Source organism: Pseudoflavonifractor sp. 60, from assembly GCF_009911645.1.
Classification (GTDB): Bacteria; Bacillota; Clostridia; order Oscillospirales; family Oscillospiraceae; genus Lawsonibacter.
Genome location: NZ_QWKI01000073.1, coordinates 1 through 19,273, shown reverse-complemented (window position 1 = coordinate 19,273; position 19,273 = coordinate 1). Strand labels below are relative to the sequence as shown.

Annotated in this window: 25 protein-coding genes and 1 tRNA gene; 7 read left to right on the top strand and 19 right to left on the bottom strand. The window is 58.6% G+C overall.

The annotated features are described in order from the left end of the window. Window positions 1–14: 14 nt before the first annotated feature. The 3 genes from D1646_RS08185 to D1646_RS22665 form a co-directional block, all read right to left on the bottom strand. Window positions 15–479: a hypothetical protein gene (locus tag D1646_RS08185; RefSeq protein ID WP_160635990.1), complete on the bottom strand. Its 465-nt coding sequence runs from the start codon at window positions 477–479 to the stop codon at window positions 15–17. Then, window positions 476–1,405, bottom strand: a complete 930-nt coding sequence (gene murB / locus D1646_RS08180) for a UDP-N-acetylmuramate dehydrogenase (protein WP_160635989.1) — start codon at window positions 1,403–1,405, stop codon at window positions 476–478. Before murB ends, D1646_RS08185 begins: the two co-directional genes overlap by 4 nt. Before the next feature lie 148 nt (window positions 1,406–1,553). Further along, on the bottom strand, window positions 1,554–1,727 hold the full coding sequence (locus tag D1646_RS22665; protein ID WP_201754600.1) for a hypothetical protein: 174 nt from the start codon (window positions 1,725–1,727) through the stop codon (window positions 1,554–1,556). A 124-nt stretch (window positions 1,728–1,851) separates the two neighbouring features. On the opposite strand from D1646_RS22665, the gene D1646_RS08175 reads away from it, so the two are divergent. Beyond that, window positions 1,852–2,100, top strand: a complete 249-nt coding sequence (locus D1646_RS08175; RefSeq protein ID WP_160635988.1) for a hypothetical protein — start codon at window positions 1,852–1,854, stop codon at window positions 2,098–2,100. Window positions 2,101–2,170: 70 nt separating this feature from the next. On the opposite strand, the gene D1646_RS08170 is transcribed toward D1646_RS08175, so the two are convergent. After that, window positions 2,171–3,127: an ROK family protein gene (locus D1646_RS08170; protein ID WP_160635987.1), complete on the bottom strand. Its 957-nt coding sequence runs from the start codon at window positions 3,125–3,127 to the stop codon at window positions 2,171–2,173. Next, window positions 3,127–4,080, bottom strand: a complete 954-nt coding sequence (gene hprK / locus D1646_RS08165; RefSeq protein ID WP_243154082.1) for an HPr(Ser) kinase/phosphatase — start codon at window positions 4,078–4,080, stop codon at window positions 3,127–3,129. The genes D1646_RS08170 and hprK overlap by 1 nt, the downstream gene beginning before the upstream one ends. A 226-nt stretch (window positions 4,081–4,306) precedes the next feature. Between hprK and rpmB the strand changes: the two genes are divergently transcribed. Beyond that, window positions 4,307–4,495, top strand: a complete 189-nt coding sequence (rpmB, locus tag D1646_RS08160; RefSeq protein WP_160635985.1) for a 50S ribosomal protein L28 — start codon at window positions 4,307–4,309, stop codon at window positions 4,493–4,495. Window positions 4,496–4,734: 239 nt separating this feature from the next. Continuing rightward, a complete protein-coding gene (locus tag D1646_RS08155; RefSeq protein ID WP_160635984.1) occupies window positions 4,735–5,991 on the top strand; it encodes a sodium/glutamate symporter in 1,257 nt (418 codons plus the stop codon). Window positions 5,992–6,080: 89 nt separating this feature from the next. Here the strand turns inward: D1646_RS08155 and D1646_RS08150 are convergent, their stop codons facing one another. The 12 genes from D1646_RS08150 to D1646_RS08095 all read right to left on the bottom strand — a co-directional run bounded on the left by D1646_RS08150 (window position 6,081) and on the right by D1646_RS08095 (window position 14,915). Continuing rightward, a complete protein-coding gene (locus D1646_RS08150; RefSeq protein ID WP_160635983.1) occupies window positions 6,081–6,284 on the bottom strand; it encodes a helix-turn-helix transcriptional regulator in 204 nt (67 codons plus the stop codon). 64 nt (window positions 6,285–6,348) lie between these two features. Then, window positions 6,349–6,753, bottom strand: a complete 405-nt coding sequence (locus D1646_RS08145; RefSeq protein WP_160635982.1) for a hypothetical protein — start codon at window positions 6,751–6,753, stop codon at window positions 6,349–6,351. Window positions 6,754–6,945: 192 nt separating this feature from the next. Next, entirely contained in the window at window positions 6,946–8,166 is a 1,221-nt protein-coding gene (locus D1646_RS08140; RefSeq protein WP_160635981.1) for an LL-diaminopimelate aminotransferase, read from the bottom strand. An 83-nt stretch (window positions 8,167–8,249) separates the two neighbouring features. Continuing rightward, window positions 8,250–8,336, bottom strand: a tRNA-Leu gene (locus tag D1646_RS08135). Between the two features lie 76 nt (window positions 8,337–8,412). Then, complete coding sequence (locus D1646_RS08130) at window positions 8,413–8,796, bottom strand: DUF3783 domain-containing protein (protein WP_160635980.1); 384 nt, start codon at window positions 8,794–8,796, stop codon at window positions 8,413–8,415. Window positions 8,797–8,859: 63 nt separating this feature from the next. Further along, window positions 8,860–10,143, bottom strand: coding sequence for an O-acetylhomoserine aminocarboxypropyltransferase/cysteine synthase family protein (locus D1646_RS08125; protein WP_160635979.1), 1,284 nt, complete (start codon window positions 10,141–10,143; stop codon window positions 8,860–8,862). Window positions 10,144–10,202: 59 nt separating this feature from the next. Next, the gene (locus D1646_RS08120) at window positions 10,203–10,712 is read right to left on the bottom strand and encodes a hypothetical protein (protein WP_160635978.1); all 510 of its coding nucleotides are present in this window, start codon (window positions 10,710–10,712) and stop codon (window positions 10,203–10,205) included. A gap of 12 nt (window positions 10,713–10,724) precedes the next feature. Beyond that, the gene (locus D1646_RS08115; RefSeq protein WP_160635977.1) at window positions 10,725–11,483 is read right to left on the bottom strand and encodes an ankyrin repeat domain-containing protein; all 759 of its coding nucleotides are present in this window, start codon (window positions 11,481–11,483) and stop codon (window positions 10,725–10,727) included. Between the two features lie 24 nt (window positions 11,484–11,507). Beyond that, a complete protein-coding gene (locus tag D1646_RS08110) occupies window positions 11,508–12,056 on the bottom strand; it encodes a GerMN domain-containing protein (protein WP_160635976.1) in 549 nt (182 codons plus the stop codon). Then, a complete protein-coding gene (locus D1646_RS08105; RefSeq protein ID WP_243154081.1) occupies window positions 12,053–13,474 on the bottom strand; it encodes a HAMP domain-containing sensor histidine kinase in 1,422 nt (473 codons plus the stop codon). The genes D1646_RS08110 and D1646_RS08105 overlap by 4 nt, the downstream gene beginning before the upstream one ends. Before the next feature lie 329 nt (window positions 13,475–13,803). Beyond that, the gene (locus D1646_RS08100) at window positions 13,804–14,490 is read right to left on the bottom strand and encodes a response regulator transcription factor (protein ID WP_160635974.1); all 687 of its coding nucleotides are present in this window, start codon (window positions 14,488–14,490) and stop codon (window positions 13,804–13,806) included. Between the two features lie 23 nt (window positions 14,491–14,513). Then, window positions 14,514–14,915 (bottom strand): ComEA family DNA-binding protein, encoded by a 402-nt coding sequence (locus D1646_RS08095; protein WP_160635973.1) that lies wholly within the window; start codon window positions 14,913–14,915, stop codon window positions 14,514–14,516. Window positions 14,916–15,062: 147 nt separating this feature from the next. Between D1646_RS08095 and D1646_RS08090 the strand changes: the two genes are divergently transcribed. From D1646_RS08090 to D1646_RS08080, 3 genes are all read left to right on the top strand, one after another. Then, window positions 15,063–16,433 carry a D-alanyl-D-alanine carboxypeptidase family protein gene (locus tag D1646_RS08090; protein ID WP_160635972.1) on the top strand — a complete coding sequence of 457 codons (1,371 nt, stop codon included), beginning with the start codon at window positions 15,063–15,065 and terminating at the stop codon, window positions 16,431–16,433. An 89-nt stretch (window positions 16,434–16,522) separates the two neighbouring features. Continuing rightward, window positions 16,523–17,164, top strand: a complete 642-nt coding sequence (locus D1646_RS08085) for a CatB-related O-acetyltransferase (RefSeq protein ID WP_160635971.1) — start codon at window positions 16,523–16,525, stop codon at window positions 17,162–17,164. A 45-nt stretch (window positions 17,165–17,209) separates the two neighbouring features. Next, window positions 17,210–17,380 (top strand): YdeI/OmpD-associated family protein, encoded by a 171-nt coding sequence (locus tag D1646_RS08080; RefSeq protein ID WP_160635970.1) that lies wholly within the window; start codon window positions 17,210–17,212, stop codon window positions 17,378–17,380. A 71-nt stretch (window positions 17,381–17,451) separates the two neighbouring features. Here the strand turns inward: D1646_RS08080 and plsX are convergent, their stop codons facing one another. Then, entirely contained in the window at window positions 17,452–18,489 is a 1,038-nt protein-coding gene (gene plsX / locus D1646_RS08075; RefSeq protein ID WP_160635969.1) for a phosphate acyltransferase PlsX, read from the bottom strand. A gap of 67 nt (window positions 18,490–18,556) precedes the next feature. Beyond that, the gene (locus D1646_RS08070) at window positions 18,557–18,787 is read right to left on the bottom strand and encodes a helix-turn-helix transcriptional regulator (protein ID WP_160635968.1); all 231 of its coding nucleotides are present in this window, start codon (window positions 18,785–18,787) and stop codon (window positions 18,557–18,559) included. Window positions 18,788–18,856: 69 nt separating this feature from the next. Between D1646_RS08070 and D1646_RS08065 the strand changes: the two genes are divergently transcribed. After that, window positions 18,857–19,153: a hypothetical protein gene (locus tag D1646_RS08065; protein WP_160635967.1), complete on the top strand. Its 297-nt coding sequence runs from the start codon at window positions 18,857–18,859 to the stop codon at window positions 19,151–19,153. Window positions 19,154–19,273: the final 120 nt, after the last annotated feature.

Here is a 19,273-nt window from a genome sequence, read left to right as displayed (position 1 = left end):
CACTCTCTTTTGTATCACGTTTTGGGGAGCTGCGCTCCCCGCTCCTTTTCCACCAGCGGGAGAAGGACCGCCAGAACGGCCTCCCCCAGCCCTTGGGCGCTGATGCCCTCCGGGAGCACCGTGCAGGGCTCCAGCTCCGGGACAAATCCCCGCTCGGAGCGGCCGTCCCACCGGGTTATCGACAGCTCCGGCCCCCTCAGCCTCACGTCAACCAAAGAGGACGCCGCCTGGAAGGCCTTCCAGCTCCGGAGGCCCGGCTGGAACCAGTAACCCTTGCCCTCCGGGTCATACTGGATGCGCCCCGCTTTCAACTCTTCCAGCAGCTCCAGCACCGCCGCGCCCAGCTCCTCCGCCCGGGGCGGCCAGGGCAGCTTCCGGGCCGCGTGGGAGGCGCACTTGATCCCCACCGTCGGGACCAGCAGGGTGGTTTTCTCCCGGACGGCATAAATGCCCACCGGGTACCGTTCACTCAGCTTCATTTCAGCACCTTGACCTCCATCTCCAGCTCCACGCCGGTCTGGGCCAGGACCCGCTCCTTCACCTGGTCCACCAGCTCCAGCACGTCCGCACAGGTGGCGCCCCCCCGGTTGACCACGAACCCGGCGTGCTTTTCCGACACCTGGGCCCCGCCCACAGAAAATCCTTTTAACCCGCACTGGTCGATGAGGGCGGCGGCAAAGTATCCCGGCGGACGCTTAAACATGGACCCGGCGCTGGGGTACTCCAGGGGCTGCTTTTCCCGGCGCTGGACGGCCAGCTGGTCCATGCGTGCCTTGATGGCAGAGGGGTCCCCTGGCTCCAGCTGGAACAGAGCCTCAACAATGAGAAAGCCTCCGCCGGAAAAGATGCTCTTCCGATAGCTGAAATCACACTCCGAAGCACGGAAATTCTGTTCCTCCCCATTCCGGTCCAGCCCACAGACCCAGATTAGATTTTGGGAAATTTCCCCGCCGTAGGCCCCGGCATTCATCGTAATGGCTCCGCCTACGCTGCCTGGAATACCTTGGGCAAATTCCAGTCCGGTCAGTTCCCAATGCAGCGCGGTTTGAGACAGCTTGGACAGCAGTACGGCCCCTCCCGCGGTTAAGAGCGGCTTTCCGTTTTTGGGGGCAGTCTCAAAGCAGATCTCCTCGAACTCCCCTGTCAGCTTTACCACAAAGCCGCTGTACCCCTTGTCCGCCACCAGCAGGTTAGAGCCATTTCCCAGGAAAAAGGGCTCCACCTCCAATGCTTTGGCCTCCCGGACCACCGTCTGCACCTGCTCCATGTTCCTGGGCAGGGCCATCAGCACCGCCGGACCACCGATGCGGAAGGTGGTATATCTGGACATGGGCTCGCGCTCCCGCAGCTCCAGCTCCGGACTGCGCTCCTTCAGCCGTTTTTTCAGTTCCTCCAGTCGTTCCATAGGCCCTCCACCGTTGAAAATTGTGTGTCAGTTGATTATAGCAGATTTTTGGAGAAATTAGAATAGGGTTAAGAAAAATTAAGGAGTCTTTGCTGCCGGCAACAGGAGAACTGAGCCATTGAGAAAGCCAGGGATGACTCCCTGGCTTTTATTGATCCAATTTGATGGGGCCATGCTCCTTCTCATACTCCTGCAAATGCTGCAAGAGGACATACTCAATGTAGTTTGTCATAGACCGATGCTCACCCGTTGAGAGGATTCCAATTTTATCAAAGACTTCATCCGTCAGTCTTAATGTGAACACTCGCTTATCAGTTGCCATATACATCATCCTTCAGTCAGCTGATAGCTATATTTTACTCTATTATCAGCAAGTTGTATGCGTTCATTTGACAGTTAAGTGATATCACTTTATAATATCAAATAAGGATGGTGTATAGAGCAAAATGAGAATCCACAACAGAACAAGATTACTAGAATCTGCACAAATGCTGGCTTCACTTGGGGCTGAATTTCGTATGGCGCAAATCGGATTGGACAAATCCATTGAGGACCATGGTATGAGTTCCGACGAAGCTGTTGCGTGCGCCCGGCTATGCAGTACAATCGCCCTCCACTTTTCAGAGGCGGAAGAAGAATTTCTGGCCGTAAAAGAACATTTTGAATATTTGCATGGTAAAATGGTCCCCTTTTAAACGGCTCCTGCGCAAAAATAAAACTGCCGCAGGGGCTCTGCGGCAGTTTTATATCAAGTTCAGATGTTTCTTACACCAGGTTGCACAGCAGAGCCGCGCCCACCACACCGGCGTCGTTGCCCAGGGAGGCTTTCTCGATGCGCACATGATGGTTCTTGTCGAAGCTGCCCCGCCAGACCAAATCCCGCAGGGGGGCCAGCAGCAGGTCATCCTCGGCGTTGCTCACTCCGCCGCCCAGACAGATGATCTCGGGCTGGAGGATATTTACAATGTTTATCATACCCACGGACAGCCCCTGTAAGTACTTGGACAATACCCGCTTTGCTGCGGCATCCCCCAGGCGGGCGGCCTGGAAGGGGGTACGGCCGCTGACCTTAAAGCTGTCCCCGTCCACAATCGTCCACATCTCACTGCTCCGGTCCCGCTCCATCTCCAGGCGGGCCATCTGGATCAGCGCAGTGGCGGATCCGTACCGCTCCCAGCAGCCCCGGCTGCCGCAGCCGCACAGGATACCGTTGGGCTGGATCATCATATGGCCGATCTCCATGCCCGAGTTGGCAAAGCCGGTAAAGAGCTTGCCGTCAATAATCATGCCGCCGCCGATGCCGGTGCCCAGGGTGACCAGCACCGCCGGGTCACAGCCCTTGGCCGCGCCTGCCCAGTACTCGCCCACGGCGGCACAGTTGGCGTCGTTGCCCAGGTAGACAGGGACGTCCCACTCCTTGTGGAACATCTCCCGCAGGGGGACATTCTTGTCCCGGAAGGGCATATTGGGGTTGTGGACAAACAGTCCCTCCTTGTTGTCCACCGCGCCGGGCAGGCCGATGCCCACCGACTCCACCTGGCCCAGCTCCATTTCCGCCACCTCGCACAGCCGCTTAGCCATCCGCACCAGCTCGGCGCCGAACTGCTCCGCTGTCATGTCCTTGCCCACCGGGGTTGTCACCTTGTTGAAGATGTGGCCCAACTCATTCACCAGACCGGCCACCAGATTGGTGCCGCCTACGTCAATCCCAATGTAAAACACTAGTTTTCTCCTCCTTCTGTCTGTTCCGCAAAGAGCTTGTCCATACGGTTGGTCAGCTCCTGCGCCGCGTTGTGTCCCATCTTCCGGTTCCGGTTGTTCATGGCAGCCACCTCCACAATGGCGGCCAGATTGCGCCCCGGCTTCACAGGGATGGTGACCACGGGAATCCTGACGCTCATAATTTCGGTAAAGTGGGACTCCAGACCAAACCGGTCATACACCGCACTGTCATCCCAGGGCTCCAGGCTGACCACCAGGTCAATCTCCTGGTAGGGCTTGATAGCGCCCATGCCCAGAAGGCGGCCAATGTCAATAACACCAATGCCCCGCAGCTCCATATAGCCCCGGATCAGCTCCGGAGAGGTGGCCATCAGAGTGTGACGGCTGGTCTCCTTGATCTCCACCGCGTCGTCCGCCACCAGCCGGTGGCCCCGCTTCAGCAGCTCGATCGCCACCTCGCTCTTACCCACGCCGGACTCCCCTTGGATGAGAACCCCCTCGCCGTAGACCTCCAGCATCACGCCGGAGCGGGTGATCTGGGGGGCCAGATGGTTGTACAGGCTGCCAATCAGGGCACTCATAAAAATGGACGTCTGGAGGGTACTGCGCAGCACCGTACGGTCGTGCTTCTCCGCCATCTCCAAGCACTCGGGGAAGGGGTCCAGCCCCCGGGTGAGGATCAGGGCGGGCACCGGGTAGGACAGCAGCCGGTCAAAGCTCTCCCGCCGCTGTTCCGGGGACAGCCCCTCCAGGTAAGTGTTTTCCGTCAGGCCGATGAGCAGCAGCCGCTCCGTGTCGAAGTGTTCAAAAAAACCGGTGAGGGGCAGGCCGGGCCGGTTGATGTCCAGCGCCCGCAGAGGCACGTTCTCATAGTTGGGACCAGTCCGCAAAATTTCCAGGTCGAACTCCCGAATGATCTCGCCCAGTTTCACGCTGTTGTTGCTTTCTGACAATACAATCCACCTCGTTTCCATTGAGTATCTCTAATTATAGACCAAAACCGCTGTTCTGGCAAGATAAAGCGCTGGCTTTCTTCCAATCTTTTCCCTCGTATTTTCTCTGAAATTTCTTCTCCGCATTGAAAAAAATACTTGCATTTCCCGGGAATATCTGTTATGATATCAGTCGAAGCTTTTTTGAAGGTAATTCATCATTTCTCATAGCGAGGAGGTTAGCAACATGGCCAAATGCGAATTCTGCGACAAGGGCGTGACCTTTGGCATCAGGGTTTCCCACTCCCACCGCCGCTCCAACCGCACCTGGAAGCCCAACGTGAAGCGGGTTAAGGCAATCGTGAATGGTACCCCCACTCACGTCTACGTCTGCACCAGATGCCTCCGTTCCGGTAAGGTCACCCGCGCTGTGTAATGGAATATGGCTTGTAAAAGATCTCTCGTGCCTGGCACGGGGGATTTTTTACACCCGTTTGGCCCCGGTCTCTTGTGGCTTCCTCCAAAATTTTCTCCCTATTTTTGGGCGATACGTCCCTTGACAGCACTTTCCGAATGGAATATAATGCTTGGCATAAAGGCAAAGACGTCTTTCAGATGTGGACTCTGAAAACGTCTTTGTCTTTTTATTTTACCTTCTGGAAAGGGTGTGTCATCATGTCAGAAACGACGGTAAAACTCCTCAGCTACTTTGGTACCTATACCCCTGGCGGGGTCAGCTCCTTCAAATTTGAGTACCTGACAACCCTCGGCTTCGCGGCCATCGTCATCTTCCTGGGGCGGGCCATTGTGTCCCACTCCGCCCCTCTGCGCAAGTTCGCCATCCCCGCCCCGGTGGTCTCCGGCCTGATTTTTTCTATCGCTGTCTCCCTACTCAAGGGCAGCGGCATCATCGCTCTCTCCTTTGACAGCGCTGTGGTCAAGGACCTGTGCCAGAACCTGTTCTTTCTGTGCGTGGGCTTCGGCTTCAGCACTCGGATGCTCAAACGGGCCGGGGGCAGTCTGTGCGTGAAAATCGCCGTTGCCGCCTGCCTGCTCATCACACTCCAGGATGTGGTGGGCGTCCTGGTGGGCAAGGTGATCGGCCTGCACCCTCTGCTGGCCCTCCAGTGCTCCTCCGCCGCCATGTCCGGCGGGGTTGGAACTGCCTCCGCCTTCGGCCCCATCTTCACCGAGCGAATGGGCGCCCCCGAGTCCGCCACAACGGTGGGGGTTGCCGCCGGAACTCTGGGCAACATCATGGGATCTCTGATTGGCGGACCGGTGGCCGCATTCCTCATCAGCCGCCACCACTTGAAGTCCGACCCCAACGACAAGCCCGACACGGCAGTATCCGGCGCGGCCTCGGAGTTGAACAACAGCCGGATGATCTCTATGTTCGCCATGTGTCTGCTGCTGGCCGCCCTGGGTATGCCCATCTACTGCCTGCTGGACAATATCCCCATGATCGAAATGCCCAAATTTATTGGCTGCCTCTTCGCCGGGGCCATTGGCCGCAATGTGATGGAGGCCGCCAACATCCCCTTCTACACCCCCGAGGTGGACGCCATTGAGCATATGTTCCTGGAGCTCTACCTGGCCCTGGTCCTGATGACCATTGACATTACCGCGCTGGCCCCTGTAGCTGGGCAGATGGGAGTTGTCCTGGCGGCCCAGGCGGTTCTCATGGCTCTGTTCGGCATCTTTATTTCCTTCAATCTCTTTGGCCGGGACTACGGCGCGGCAGTGATGACCGCCGGCAACTGCGGCTGGGGCTGCGGCTCCGGGCCCAACGCCGTAGCCAACGAAAAGGCCGTTATGGACCAGTACGGCTGGCACAACATCGCCTGGGTCCTTTACCCCTCCTTCGCCGTGATTATTGACGACATCTACAATCCCATCTTCCTGTCCCTCTTTGGCGGCCTCATCGCCTAACCCAAAATATGAACCATAAAACACCCCCTGACGCGGAGGGCAGGCAACCGCGTCAGGGGGTGAAATATTTCCTTGTAATATTGCCAGAATCAGTCCTCGGTAAATTCAAACAGCTCTTCTACCGTCACATGAAACACTTTGGCGATATCCATTGCCAGCTTCAGCGACGGATTGTACCTCCCATTCTCCAGATGAACAATGGTCTCGCGCCTTGCGTGTACCAATTCCGCCAATTCGCTTTGCTTCAATCCCGCTTTTTCCCGAAATTCTTTGACCTTCGTTTTAAGGGCCATATCAGACTCCCTTACTGTCCGGTACGCAGAAGACCATGAATCCTATGACCGCTGAACGGCCGTATCAGACTCCCTTGCTGTCCATCACACAAAATATGATGAATCGTACCACGGCCAGGACCAATATCAATCCCACAAGCGCATAGCCTGCCAGGGTTCCATCAATACATTGGACCGCGCACGCAAAGGCAATGATAATAGCGGCAGTAATCATAATTTTCAAGCCGATTGCATCTGTTCTGCGCAGATTTTGAATTGCCAGTTCATCCTTTTCTTCCTTGTTGTACTTTCGAATACGGGCTGCCTGCAGCACAAAAAAGACAATGGTGAATATGGCAACCGCACTTTGGATGGTATCATAATAATCATGCCAGTCCCGTCTGGCCCACATCCAGTAATAGCAGACCAGGAGCACCGCATAAATAATTTTCGTGCCCACAATTTCCTTCAAGGTAACCTTCGACTTCATGCTCTATTCCTCCATGTGATATATTTTTAACTTCACGGGTGTTATAAATATATCACTTCGCATATTCTTTGTCAATGCCGAAATGTGAAATATTTATAACTCATCACACCGCCGCATTGATACCACCAAAGGAAGAACATAACAGGAAATTCCGCATCTCTTGGGGAGGGCCCCCCTAAGGAATCTGTTCGCTCACCGGAACATATTTGCAACCCGCTCCACTGCGGTCCGGGTAGCCTGGGCATCGCCGAAGGCAGTAAGGCGGATATAGCCCTCTCCGCTGGGGCCGAAGCCTGCACCGGGAGTGGTAGCCACGTTGGCGCGGTCCAGCACCTGGTCGAAGAAATCCCAGGAGCCCACGCCGTCGGGGGTTTTCAGCCAGATATAGGGGGCGTCAACCCCGCCGAAGCAAGTCAGACCGGCGGAGGACAGGCCCTCCCGGATGACCCGGGCATTCTCCCGGTAGTAGTCGATATTGGCCATAATCTGCTTCCGCCCCTCGGGGGTATAGACGGCGGCGGCCCCCCGCTGGACCACATAGGGCACGCCGTTAAACTTGGTGGTCTGGCGGCGGTTCCACAGGGTATTCAGCTTCACGCCCCCCCGCTCCAGCTCCATGGGCACCACGGTGTAGGCGCAGCGGTTGCCGGTAAAGCCGGCGGTTTTGGAGAAGGACCGGAACTCAATGGCACAGGTGCGCGCCCCTTCGATCTCAAAGATGGTGTGGGGGACATTCTCGCTGGTGATGAAGGCCTCATAGGCGGAGTCATAGAGGATCACAGAGCCGTGGGCGTTGGCGTAGTCAATCCACACCTTCAGTTTCTCCTGGCTGATGACTGCGCCGGTGGGATTGTTGGGGGAGCACAGGTAGATAATATCAGGGATCTCCTTGGGAGGCTCAGGAGAGAAGCCGTTCTCCTCCACGCAGGGCATATAGACCAGCTGGTTCCACTTGCCCAGGGCCTCCTGATACTCCCCTGCCCGGCCGGCCATCGCGTTGGTGTCCACATAGACGGGGTACACCGGGTCGCACACCGCTACCACGTTGTCCACGCCGAAGATATCGCCGATGTTGCCGCAGTCGCTCTTGGCACCGTCCGAAACAAAGATCTCCCCGGGCTGGATATCAACCCCCCGGGCCTTGTAGTCGTGCTGGGCGATGGCCTCCCGCAGGAACTCGTAGCCCTGCTCCGGGCCGTAGCCCCGAAAGGTCTCCGCCGCCCCCATCTCGTCTACTGCGGCGTGCATGGCGCGGATGACCTCCGGGACCAGGGGGCGGGTCACGTCGCCAATGGACAGTTTAATGATATTTGCCTCCGGGTGGGCGGCGGTGTAGACGCTGATGCGCCGGGCCACCTCAGAGAACAGATAGCTGCCGGGCAGCTTTAAAAAATTTTCATTGACTTTTACCATGGAGGATCAGCTCCTTCTGGAATTACAACAATCCCGTAATTTTGAAAAATCCCTGAATCCTTGAGAGACAAGGATTCAGGGATTGGTGCGGCTGACGGGAGTCGAACCCGTACGCCCATCCGGACACAAGCACCTCAAGCTTGCCAGTCTACCAATTCCAGCACAGCCGCAAACTGCGGTCATTCATCAGACCGCTTGCTTATTATACTGTTTCCGGAGGAATTTGTCAACGGGAAATTTAAAGTTTTATGCTTTTTCTTCTTTTTGTGCTGCCATGGCCTCCCGCTCTTTGCACAGCTCCTCATGGAGCTGGATGGTATTCCACTGGCGGTTGGTCTCGGTGAGCACCGCTTTCAGGGGAATGGGGGGCAGGTTGGCGACTCGGATCACCTCCAGCACCTGGTTCAGCAGGGCCTGGCCCATACCGCAGAAGACCAGCATCGACTCGGGCAGGGGCTGAGCCGCTTCGCCGGGCTCCCCCTTCCCCTGGGCCAGCTCCTCCAGCGATATATGGTAGCGGTCGGGACCCACCACCCGCATCCGCAGGCGGAGCATGGCAAAAATCTGCTTCAGCTTGGAGAACTTCTCCCCGGAGCAGTTATACAGCAAAACCGTTCCAGCATTTTTCATGATAACACCTCTTCACCGCCGCCCCCTCCTTCCCGGTGGGAGACGGCAGCGTCTTCCTTTTCTTTACACCTGGGCCAGGGCCTGTTCAATATCGGCGATCAGATCAGCGGCGTCCTCAATGCCGCAGGAGAAGCGGACCAGATCGGGGGTAATGCCGGCCGCCGCCAGCTCCTCGTCGTTCATCTGCCGGTGGGTCGCGGAGGCGGGATGGAGGGTGCAGGTGCGGGCGTCGGCCACGTGGGTCTCGATGGCGGCCAGACGCAGGTGCTTCATAAAGGTCTCTGCGGCCCCGCGCCCGCCCTTGAAGCCGAAGGACACCACGCCGCAGGTGCCGTTGGGCATATACTTTTGGGCCAGGTCGTAGTACTTGTCCCCCTCCAGGCCGGGGTAGGTGACAAAGCTGATTTTGGGGTTGGCTTTGAGATATTGGGCCACCGCCAGGGCGTTTTCACAGTGGCGGGGCATCCGGACATGGAGGCTCTCCAGGCCCAGGTTCAGCAAAAAGGCGTTCTGAGGGGACTGGATGGAGCCGAAGTCCCGCATGAGCTGGGCTGTAGCCTTTGTGATGAAAGCGCCGCCCTGGCCGAACTTCTCGGCGTAGGTAATGCCATGGTAGCTGTCGTCGGGGGTCGTCAGGCCGGGGAACTTTTCCTTGTGCGCCATCCAGTCGAACTTGCCGCTGTCCACAATACAGCCGCCCACCCCTGCGCCATGGCCGTCCATATACTTGGTGGTGGAGTGGGTGACGATATCGCAGCCCCACTCAAAGGGCCGGCAGTTTACGGGGGTCGCAAAGGTGTTGTCGATAATCAGCGGGACACCGTGGCTGTGGGCGGCCTTGGCGAACTTCTCAATGTCCAGTACGGTGAGGGCGGGATTGGCGATGGTCTCGCCGAAGACCGCCTTGGTGTTGAGCCGGAAAGCGGCGTTCAGCTCCTCCTCGGTGCAGTCAGGGGAGACGAAGGTGAAGTCAATGCCCATCTTCCGCATGGTGACATGGAAGAGGTTGTAGGTGCCGCCGTAGATGGTGGAGGAGGCCACCACATGGTCGCCGCAGTTGGCGATGTTGAAGATGGCATAGAAGTTGGCCGCCTGGCCGGAGGAGGTGAGCATAGCGGCGGTCCCCCCCTCCATGTCGCAGATCTTGGCCGCCACCATGTCGTTAGTGGGGTTCTGGAGGCGGGTATAGAAATAGCCGCTGGCCTCCAGATCGAAGAGCTTGCCCATATCCTCGCTGGTGGCATATTTAAAGGTGGTGGACTGGATAATGGGAATCTGCCGGGGCTCGCCGTTGCCGGGCGTGTAGCCCCCCTGAACGCACTTGGTACTGATTTTGTAATCGCTCATGGTGAACGCCTTCTTTCGTTAAAATCACTGCATTAGATTACCGGATATCGGGAGGGTTGTCAAGTTTTTTCCTCTGTGAGCTTTTGATATGACCACTCCGGGCGGTAGGGCTGACGGCTCAGCCATATCATATCCTCCGCAGAGTAGACCCATTCTGTATCATCGATCCACAAATAATCCCGGCTGTTCTCCTCCAGATTAAAATATTGGGCGCAGAATTGAAAGGCAAAGTTGAAGTCACCGCTCAGATATTGCAGGTCAAGGGCCCAAAAATAATTTTTCTTCTGAACCAGCCAGGTAAAGCTGTCATAGGAGGTGTCTGTTGGCCTCTCAATGCTGAAACCGCAGGTCCTGGTATGAATGCCCCGCTCAAAATTGGATTGAAGGGTCTCTGTGTCCACCTCTGACAACACACCGTCCAGGGTTTCAAGCTCACCCTGTTCATTAAAACAGGTGTTGACATGAATACAGTGTATCCCGGCTCTGCTGGACGCCTGTTGGACGCTATGCAAAACATCCGCATATTGAAATCCTTCGATGGGTTTTAAGACAATCATCGAAACGCTCACCGTAGCCCCACCTCACTGGTAATAGGCCCGGAGGACAGGCTCCAGCTCCCGCCACTTGATCTCGTACATCTGGCGGTAGTCCTCCACCGTTAGGGAGGGCGTGAACGCGTTGGAGTCCGGGTCCAGGCCATACAGTCCGTCCAGCAGCTCCCGGCCCTCCTCCAGGTTCCGCAGGATCACCGAGACCTGGGACAGGCCCTCCTCATTGGGCGGTATGAAATCGTGGATGTCCGCCCCATGCTTCAAAAGCTCGTCCAGCACCGCCTTGAGCATCTCCCGCAGCTGGCGGTTCTCCGCCTTACTCTCCTCCACATAGTAGCTGGGATAAGACTTGCGGGCAAACTGGTCGTACTGCTCCAGGGCGTGCTGCCAGGCATTGAGGCGGTGGGAGGTCTTCCGGTTGGGGTCCATCCCCATGTCCAGCAGGCGGCGCAGCAGCAGGAAATAGCCGCGGCTCCGCTCCGGGCCGGGGCCCACCGTATGCCCCGCCCGCATGAAGCACTGGACAATGGCGTCATACCAGATGGGCGCGGAGAAATTGATGCCATAGGGGTTGATGGCATCCGCAAAGTTCACATCCGCTCCCCGGTCCAGCAGCAGGTGGGCCACCTCCAAGTGGTCGCTTTTGATGGCCACCATCAGGGGAGACTGTCCGTCGTCCTTTTTGGGCGGGGCCTTGGCCAGGCAGGAGATCAGGTCCGGGTTTTTGTCCAGAATCCGGGCCACCTCGTCCAGATTTCCCCGGCGTATCATGGTAAACAGCTTTTTCATGTTGTCGTACTTCCTTTCTTTCGGTCACGGAGCGGCCGTTTCCCCCGCCAGCTCGTCCCACAGCACCGCCTCCTCTGCGGACAGGACCTGGTGGCTGCGGTAGCTGACCTGGCGGCCTCTGGCTGTAATTTCCACGGTCTCAACCCCCTCAAGCTGGCTCAGGGTGAGGACAATACAGTAGTCCGCCAGGGTGAGAGAGATGTCAGTCAGGCCGCCGTACTGCTCTGACATCCCAACCCGAAGGGTTCCAGGGTTGTCCGGGTCCCACTCCCACCATTGAAAGGTCAGCCCCCGGGGGAAGGGGGAGGTAAGTTCCGGGTCTTTGGGGCCGTTCATGAGGGCCTCCAGCAGGGCGCCGGGATTGGGGTCGCTCTCGCCCTCCGGAGTCCCGATCTGGCTCTCCGGAGGCTGATAGGGCTCGCAGGCCAGAGCGGGGCCGTGGCCGTAGTCCGGCTGGCGGGCGTCCACGGCAAACCAGAGCTGGACCCCCTCCGCCGCCGCCTGCTTCTCCTGGGTTCCACAGGCGGCCAGGACCAGCGCCAGGGCCGCCAGCAAGCACAGATAGGCTTTCAATGAGCTCCCTCCTTTCTCTCAGGCGGCGGGAGGTATCGGGGAAAGCCAGCGGTAAACACGCTGCCCTCCGGATTCCGGGGCCGGGCGGTAACCCAGCCGCCGTGACGGCGCACCGTGTCCCGAACAATGGACAGCCCCAGGCCGGTGCCCCCCGCCGCCCGGGAGCGGGCCTTGTCAACCCGGTAGAAGCGGTTGAACACCTTGGGCAGATCCTCCTCGGGAATGCCTACGCCGGTGTCCCCCACCTCCAGCAGAACCTGGTCTCCATCCTGGTACACCGTGACAAAGACCTTGCCTCCCCGGCAGTTGTACTTGATGGCGTTTTCAATCAGATTGAAGCTGATTTGGGACAGATCGTCCTCCGTACAGGAGATCAGACAGTCCGCCCTGAGATTTTGCTTCACCGTGACTCCGGCGGCATCGGCCACCGGCTGGAGCATAGCAATGGCCCGCTGGGTCACCTGGGCCACGTCCACCGCCCACTCCTCCCCCACCGGCAGGCTGTCCAGCCGGGTGAGGGCCAGCAGGTGTTCCGTGATCCGGGTGAGCCGCTCCGCCTCAGCGCCGATATCCCCCACAAAATCCCGCACCACCTCCGGGTCCATCTCACTGGTCTGCAAAATGGAGTCGGCCAGCAGACGGATGGAGGCCAGAGGGGTCTTCAGCTCGTGGCTGGCGTCGGAGACAAAGCGGCGGCGGACCTCCTCGGTGGTCTGGAGGCGGTCGGTGAGCTGGTTGAACTCCCCCGCCAGCTGAGCCAGCTCGTCCCGCCCCACGGGCTGAAGACGGTGGCCGTACTCCCCCTCCCCCACAATGCGGATGGCCCGTAGCAGGGCGGCAATACGGGCGGTAAGCATTTTGGAGAACAGGGCGGACATGACTAAGGTCACCGCCGCAATGACCAGGGAGATGTTGCGCAGATTTTCCTGGAGGCTGAGCAGTAATGAGCCCTGGACCTCGTCCACCTCCAGAATGTAAATGGCTCCAATGACCATCCCCCGGTAGACGATGGGGCAGGCGGCGGTGGAGGTGAAAGTGCGATTTGCGTAGCGGGAGTAGGCCACATCACTGCCTCCCAGGGCGGCCGCCACCTCCTGGTACAGGGCATAGCGGTATTCCAGCGGCTGCTCTGTCTCCCCGTTGGGCTGTTCCTCCTCCGCTCTGGCGCTGTCGTAGAGGATCAGCCCCGCCGGGTCGGTGACCAGAATCCGCTTGAGCCCCATGCTGTCCAGCATGTTCATAACCCGGGCCACCTGGTCGGCGGACAGGGATTCCAGCTCCATCAGCGCCGAGGCCATCACCGCCGCCTGGCTCTTCAGCGAGTCCCGCTTGGAGGCAAACAGCAGGTCCTGGGACGCCATCACCGGGTAGGTGTTCAGCAGCACCAGCACCACCGCAAAGATCACCAGATAGCTCATGGCATACTTCATTTGAAGAGAGGCGAAAAATGGGACCTTGTTTTTGTTGTTCGTAAAAAACGCCTCCTCCTGAAACATTTCCCCTTGCCCGCAGCGGGCTCCACAAACTCCAAGCCCAACAATCAAGCAAGCTCCGCCGTCACCGGGCGAACAGCCGGAGCTCATCACAAATCCATCAGAGCGGCGAAAACGCTCTTTTGCTTCCTTAAAATCCAACTTTGACAAGCAAACGCCGCCGTCACCGGGCGAACAGCCAGAACCCATCACAAATCCATCAGAGCGAGGAAAAAGTTCTTTTGCTTCTTTTCTTACAAGAAAAGAAGAGAATATCACAGCTTCGCCAGGTAGTACCCAACCCCCCACTTGGTGCGGATATACTCCGGGTTGGCGGGGTCCAGCTCCAGCTTCTCCCGCAGGCGGCGGACATGGACATCCACGGTGCGGTAATCGCCGATGTACTCATAGCCCCAGACCACGTTCAGCAGATTTTCCCGGCTGTACACCCGGCCCGGATTGCGCAGAAGCAGCTCCATCAGGTCAAACTCCTTGGCGGTCAGCTCCACCGGGGTCCCATCCCGCCAAGCGGCCCGGGCGGCGGTGTCCAGCTTGATGTGCCCCGCCTCCAGGGTTGCCTCTCCCCTCTTCTGCTCCGCCGCCCCGGACCGCCGCAGCAGCGCCCGGACCCGGGCCTTCAGCTCCAGGATATTGAAGGGCTTGGTGACATAGTCGTCGGCGCCGTACTCAAAGCCCATAATCTTGTCCGTGTCCTCCCCCTTGGCCGTGAGCATGATAATGGGGACGTTGGAGAACTCCCGAATGCGCATACAGGCCTGGAGCCCGTCAATTTTGGGCATCATCAGGTCCAGCAGGATCAGGTCAAAGCTGCCCTCCCGGGCCAGCTCCACCGCCTGCTCGCCATCACAGCCCGTCTCCACCTGGTAGCCCTCGTGCTCCAGGTTGAACTTGATGCCCTTCACCAGCACCTGTTCGTCGTCTACCACTAATATCTTCGCCATACATGAGCTCCTATCATCTTTCATTAGTCCGGACCCGCTGAGGCGTACTCCCGCAGGCCCGCCACCGTGGCCGGCCCGATGCCGGAGACCTGCTCCAGCTCGTCCACCGTCTGAAACGGGCCGTGCGCCTCCCGCCAGGCTACAATGTCCCTGGCCCGCTTCTCCCCAATGCCCGGCAGACGCTGGAGGTCATACTCATCCGCCGTGTTCACGTCGATGACCTCCCCGGGGAGAAGACTGTCCGGACGGACGGCCTCCTCCTGGGGCTCCGCCTCCTCTGGGCCGCTCGTCTCCGGCAGCCGCTGGACCGTGACCCGCCAGGGCTCCGGGCTGGTCTGCTGGCCCCAGTATCCCCCAGCGCAGAACAGGAGAAAGCCCGCCAGCAGGGCCAGCACCGCCCGGGCATATCTGGATTTCACTTCCATCCGCGCTTCCCCCTTGCGTCCCAGCCCGCCCTTTGTTATAATAGGGGGCAAGAAATTTGTGAGAATTTTTTAAGAAGTTCTTAATTGCCTTTTTCCCGTCCCTGCGGTACACTTCTATCATTATAACACACCAATGGAGATTTTCCTATGAAAAAATATCGCTTCCTTTCGTTCTTCCTGTTTCTGGCCGTCATCGTCCCTCTGCTGCTCCCGGCGTCCGCCGCGGGCCAGGAGGATCTGGACCTCTTCTGCACCCACGCGGCTCTGCTGGACGCCAACCACAACGAATTGCTCTACGACATGAAGGCCAATGAAAGGGCCTACCCCGCCAGCACCACCAAGATTATGACCGCTCTGCTGGTGATGGAGGCCATTGAGACAGGGGTCCTCATGCCGGGCACCGTGGTCACCATCAGCGAGACGGCCATCCAGGGCATCCCCTCCGCCTACGTCATCAGCAGCTTCAAGGCGGGGGAGCAGATCTCTATAGAAAATCTGCTCTACTGCATGATGCTCCCCTCCTCCTGCGACGCGGCCAACGCACTGGCGGAGGCGGTGGACGGCACCATTGAGGACTTTGTGGCCCACATGAACCGGAGGGCGGGGGAACTGGGCTGCCAGGGGACCCACTTTACCAATACATACGGTCTGCACAGCGAGGACCACTACTCCACCGCCTACGACCTGGCCATTATGATGCAGGCCGCCCTGGAGTACGACCTGTTCCGCACCATTATCAAGACCGCCGCCTACACCGTTCCCCCCACCAACCTGTCCAAGGAGCGGTACTTCTTCAACACCAACGGTCTGATTTCCAACAACTGGTACCTGGGCTACGTATACGACAAATGCATCGGCGGCAAGACGGGCAACACCGACGCCGCAGGCCGCTGTCTGGTGGCCGCCGCCGAGGACGGGGATGAGCTGCTCATCTCGGTCATTTTAGGCTCCGGCCCTATGGAGGTCCCCGGTCAGTCCGACCTGAAACAGGGCCAGCTCATTGAGAGCAAGCGGCTGCTGGAGTACGGCTTTTCCAACTTCCACCGGGTCACCATCACCAAGGAGGGCGAGCCTGTGGACAAGGTAAAGGTCACCATGTCCCGCCAGGCCGATGAGGTCAATGTGAAGCCCCAGGGCTCCATCACCCGCACCCTGCCCAAGTCCATGGACCTGGACGACATTGAGAGCCGCATCACCCTCTTCTCCGACACGGTGGAGGCCCCAGTGGAGGCGGGCCAGGTGATGGGGACCATGACGCTGTACTACGGGGACGAGGTCTACGGGACCCTGGATCTGGTGGCGGTCACTTCGGTGGAGCGCTCCGATCTGCTCTATAAAAAGCAGCAGTTTTTTGACTTTTTCCAGACCACTGGCGTGAAGCTGGCCCTCATCGCCGGAGCGGTGGTGGTGGGGATTGCCGCCCTGAACCTGCTGGTCCTCCGCAAACGCCGCCCCCGGGCCGGTGTGGGCGGCAGAAGAGTGCAGGGCCGGGGCAACTACCGGGGCAACAAGCGATAACAGCCTGTGCGGCAAGGAGGCGGTATGCGTGAAGCGGTGCATTGTGCTCAGCGGGATCATGGACTAAAAATCAATCAGGAGGTAACAAAATGATCCCGCAATGGAAAATCTATCCCCGTTCCCAGGGCCACAGTACGGTCTATCTGCAAAATGTGGTGACCGACCCCTCCATCACCGTGGGGGACTACACCATCTATGACGACTTTGTCCACGACCCCCGGGATTTTCAGCGCAACAACGTGCTCTACCACTACCCCATCAATCAGGAAAAGCTGGTCATCGGCAAGTTCTGCTCCATCGCCTGCGGAGCCAAGTTCATCTTCAACAGTGCCAACCACACCCAGCGGTCCCTGTCCACCTACATCTTCCCCGTCCTCTTTGAGGAGTGGGACCTGGACGTGGCGCGCATCCCGGAGGCCTGGGACAACCGGGGGGACATTGTGGTGGGCAGCGACGTGTGGATCGGCTACGAGGCGGTGATCCTCTCCGGCGTCACCATCGGAGACGGGGCCATTGTCGGCGCCCGGGCGGTGGTCACTAAAGACGTTCCCCCGTACACCATTGTGGGCGGCGTCCCGGCCAAACCCATCCGCAAGCGCTTCTCCGAGGAGGACATCGCCCAGCTGCTGGAGCTGCACTGGTGGGACTGGCCCCAGGAAAAAATTGCCGCCAGCATCAACGCCATTCAGTCCGGCAACCTGGAGGAATTGAAGCGGGCGGCGGCAGGATGAATATTTTCCCGCCGGGAGCGCATCCTAGCCCGGAGGTGATTTGCAATGAGCTACCCCGATCTAAACGCGCTGCTCCAGGGTGACCCGGATGCCCAGCACTACTTTGAAACCCTTCCCGACTACGCCAGGGAGCAGATCAGAACCCGCCCCAGCCACATCAATTCCTTCTCCAGCCTGAAAAACTACGCCCAGAATATCCTCCGCGGCGACAATTAGAACCCGCTCTGCTTGTTTCCTGCGCACAAAACAGCGAACTCCGGACCTTTCTCCGAAGTTCGCTGTCTTTTTTATTCTGCGGAGGGGGCGGGGGCCTCCAGGCGCATAACGTTGATATTGTTGGTAATGTCCTCAATCAGTCCGGAGGCGGCAAAGTCCCGGGCCTGGCGCACAGCGTTCTGGATGGCGTAGGCGTCAGAGGAGCCGTGGGCCTTGATGACCGGCCTGGAGATCCCCAGCAGGGCGGTGCCCCCCACCTCGCTGGAGTCCATCAGCTTCTTAAAGTCCCTCAGCCCCCCGGACACCAGGAGGGCGGACAGCTTGGTCGTCAAATTCTTCTTGAACATCTTCTTAATCTCCCTAGCCAGGAAGAGGCCGGTGCCCTCCATGGTCTTCAGGAAGATATTTCCAGAGTAGCCATCGGCCACAATCACGTCCACCGCGCCCTCCACCGCCTCACGGGCCTCCACGTTGCCCACGAAGTTGATGCGCCCGGCCTCCCCCGCCGCCTCCAGCATGGGGTGGACAGTGGTCTGGAGCGCCGTCCCCTTGGAGGGCTCCGCGCCAATGTTCAGCAGACCTACCTTGGGCCTGGTCCGCCCCAGCACCTTCTCCGCGTAGTAGGAGCCCATGTAGGCGAACTGGAGTAAGTACTCCGGGGGACACTCGGCGTTGGCCCCGCAGTCGATGAGCACCGCGCCGCCGTTCCCCGTGGGCACCACAGGAGCCAGCGCCGCCCGGCGAATGCCCTTAATGCGCTTGGTCACCAGCGTGGCCCCCGACAGCAGCGCACCCGTGGACCCGGCGGAGACAAAGGCGTCCCCTGCGCCGTTTTTCAGCAGGGTCAGCCCCACCGTCAGAGAGGAGTCCTTCTTTTTGCGAAAGGCAGTGGCCGGGTCGTCGCACATCTCCACCACTTCGCTGGCGTGGGATACCTCAACCCCGGCGGGCAGGTCGCTGATGCCGTTATCCGCCAGCGTCTTCAAGATGTCCTCCCCCCGGCCCACCAGGATGACGTCAACCCCGTACTCCTTATTGGCCTGGATGGCTCCCATAACCGGGGCCTGGGGCGCGTTGTCCCCTCCCATGGCGTCTACGATGATTTTCATAGCTTTCCCTCTTTTCTGTTTTGCGGCAGTGTGCTTCCCGCCAGAGATCATGCGCAGGGCGCGGCCCCTACTTCAGCGGCCTGGGTTCGTCAATCAGACCCAGCAGGTAATCGGCGGATACGTTGTAGTGCTGGCAAATGATAGTCAGTTTCTCAAAGGTTGTGGTCTTGCGGCCATTTTCCATCTCTACAACCTGGTTCGGCTTTACGCCCAGCAGTTGTGCGAGGTCGGCCTGTTTCTCTCCCGTCTGTGTACGCAGTTTTTTCAGGCGGAGCCCATATAAATCCTTATGAAACATAGAAGCCCCCTTGACAACACCACTAAAAGGATGTATTATGGAGATATTCTTTTAGTGGGGTGATAAATAATGAATGAACAACTGAAAGATTTCTTCTATGACGAAATAGATCGCAGACATTTGGACTTTGAGACATTTCCCGAGTACACAGAACTGCTTTCTCAATGCCTCGCCCTCTTCCCTGGCGGTGACCTGCCCACTGAAATTGCCGATCTGCTGGATACCGCCAACTGCATTTCCTTCGCCTATGGTCTCAAGCTGGGACTGGGCCTCAATCGGTGGGCCCAAAGATCCCCTCGGAAAAGGCTCTCCTCGAAACTGTGGGAATTGTTTTGCGGCATTACTTCTATTTGGAATCTGAAATAGAAGATATGCTCCTAAAACAATCCCCCACCCCAGTGTGCGCACTGGGGCACGGCAGATTGTCAATGAAGTGCAACAAAAAAGAAAAAGGAGGAGTCAGGAGGGTTTAAGAAAGAGTTCCGC

Coding starts and splice junctions, on each gene's coding strand:
- D1646_RS08070 (WP_160635968.1), bottom strand. CDS start 18,787: ATGTTTCATAAGGATTTATATGGGCTCCGCCTGAAAAAACTGCGTACA.
- rpmB (WP_160635985.1), top strand. CDS start 4,307: ATGGCCAAATGCGAATTCTGCGACAAGGGCGTGACCTTTGGCATCAGG.
- D1646_RS08100 (WP_160635974.1), bottom strand. CDS start 14,490: ATGGCGAAGATATTAGTGGTAGACGACGAACAGGTGCTGGTGAAGGGC.
- D1646_RS08115 (WP_160635977.1), bottom strand. CDS start 11,483: ATGAAAAAGCTGTTTACCATGATACGCCGGGGAAATCTGGACGAGGTG.
- D1646_RS08095 (WP_160635973.1), bottom strand. CDS start 14,915: ATGGAAGTGAAATCCAGATATGCCCGGGCGGTGCTGGCCCTGCTGGCG.
- plsX (WP_160635969.1), bottom strand. CDS start 18,489: ATGAAAATCATCGTAGACGCCATGGGAGGGGACAACGCGCCCCAGGCC.
- D1646_RS08145 (WP_160635982.1), bottom strand. CDS start 6,753: ATGAAGTCGAAGGTTACCTTGAAGGAAATTGTGGGCACGAAAATTATT.
- D1646_RS08125 (WP_160635979.1), bottom strand. CDS start 10,143: ATGAGCGATTACAAAATCAGTACCAAGTGCGTTCAGGGGGGCTACACG.
- D1646_RS08085 (WP_160635971.1), top strand. CDS start 16,523: ATGATCCCGCAATGGAAAATCTATCCCCGTTCCCAGGGCCACAGTACG.
- D1646_RS08065 (WP_160635967.1), top strand. CDS start 18,857: ATGAATGAACAACTGAAAGATTTCTTCTATGACGAAATAGATCGCAGA.
- murB (WP_160635989.1), bottom strand. CDS start 1,405: ATGGAACGACTGGAGGAACTGAAAAAACGGCTGAAGGAGCGCAGTCCG.
- D1646_RS08150 (WP_160635983.1), bottom strand. CDS start 6,284: ATGGCCCTTAAAACGAAGGTCAAAGAATTTCGGGAAAAAGCGGGATTG.
- D1646_RS08130 (WP_160635980.1), bottom strand. CDS start 8,796: ATGAAAAATGCTGGAACGGTTTTGCTGTATAACTGCTCCGGGGAGAAG.
- D1646_RS08175 (WP_160635988.1), top strand. CDS start 1,852: ATGAGAATCCACAACAGAACAAGATTACTAGAATCTGCACAAATGCTG.
- D1646_RS08080 (WP_160635970.1), top strand. CDS start 17,210: ATGAGCTACCCCGATCTAAACGCGCTGCTCCAGGGTGACCCGGATGCC.
- D1646_RS08140 (WP_160635981.1), bottom strand. CDS start 8,166: ATGGTAAAAGTCAATGAAAATTTTTTAAAGCTGCCCGGCAGCTATCTG.
- D1646_RS08185 (WP_160635990.1), bottom strand. CDS start 479: ATGAAGCTGAGTGAACGGTACCCGGTGGGCATTTATGCCGTCCGGGAG.
- D1646_RS08090 (WP_160635972.1), top strand. CDS start 15,063: ATGAAAAAATATCGCTTCCTTTCGTTCTTCCTGTTTCTGGCCGTCATC.
- D1646_RS08155 (WP_160635984.1), top strand. CDS start 4,735: ATGTCAGAAACGACGGTAAAACTCCTCAGCTACTTTGGTACCTATACC.
- D1646_RS22665 (WP_201754600.1), bottom strand. CDS start 1,727: ATGGCAACTGATAAGCGAGTGTTCACATTAAGACTGACGGATGAAGTC.
- D1646_RS08105 (WP_243154081.1), bottom strand. CDS start 13,474: ATGAGCTATCTGGTGATCTTTGCGGTGGTGCTGGTGCTGCTGAACACC.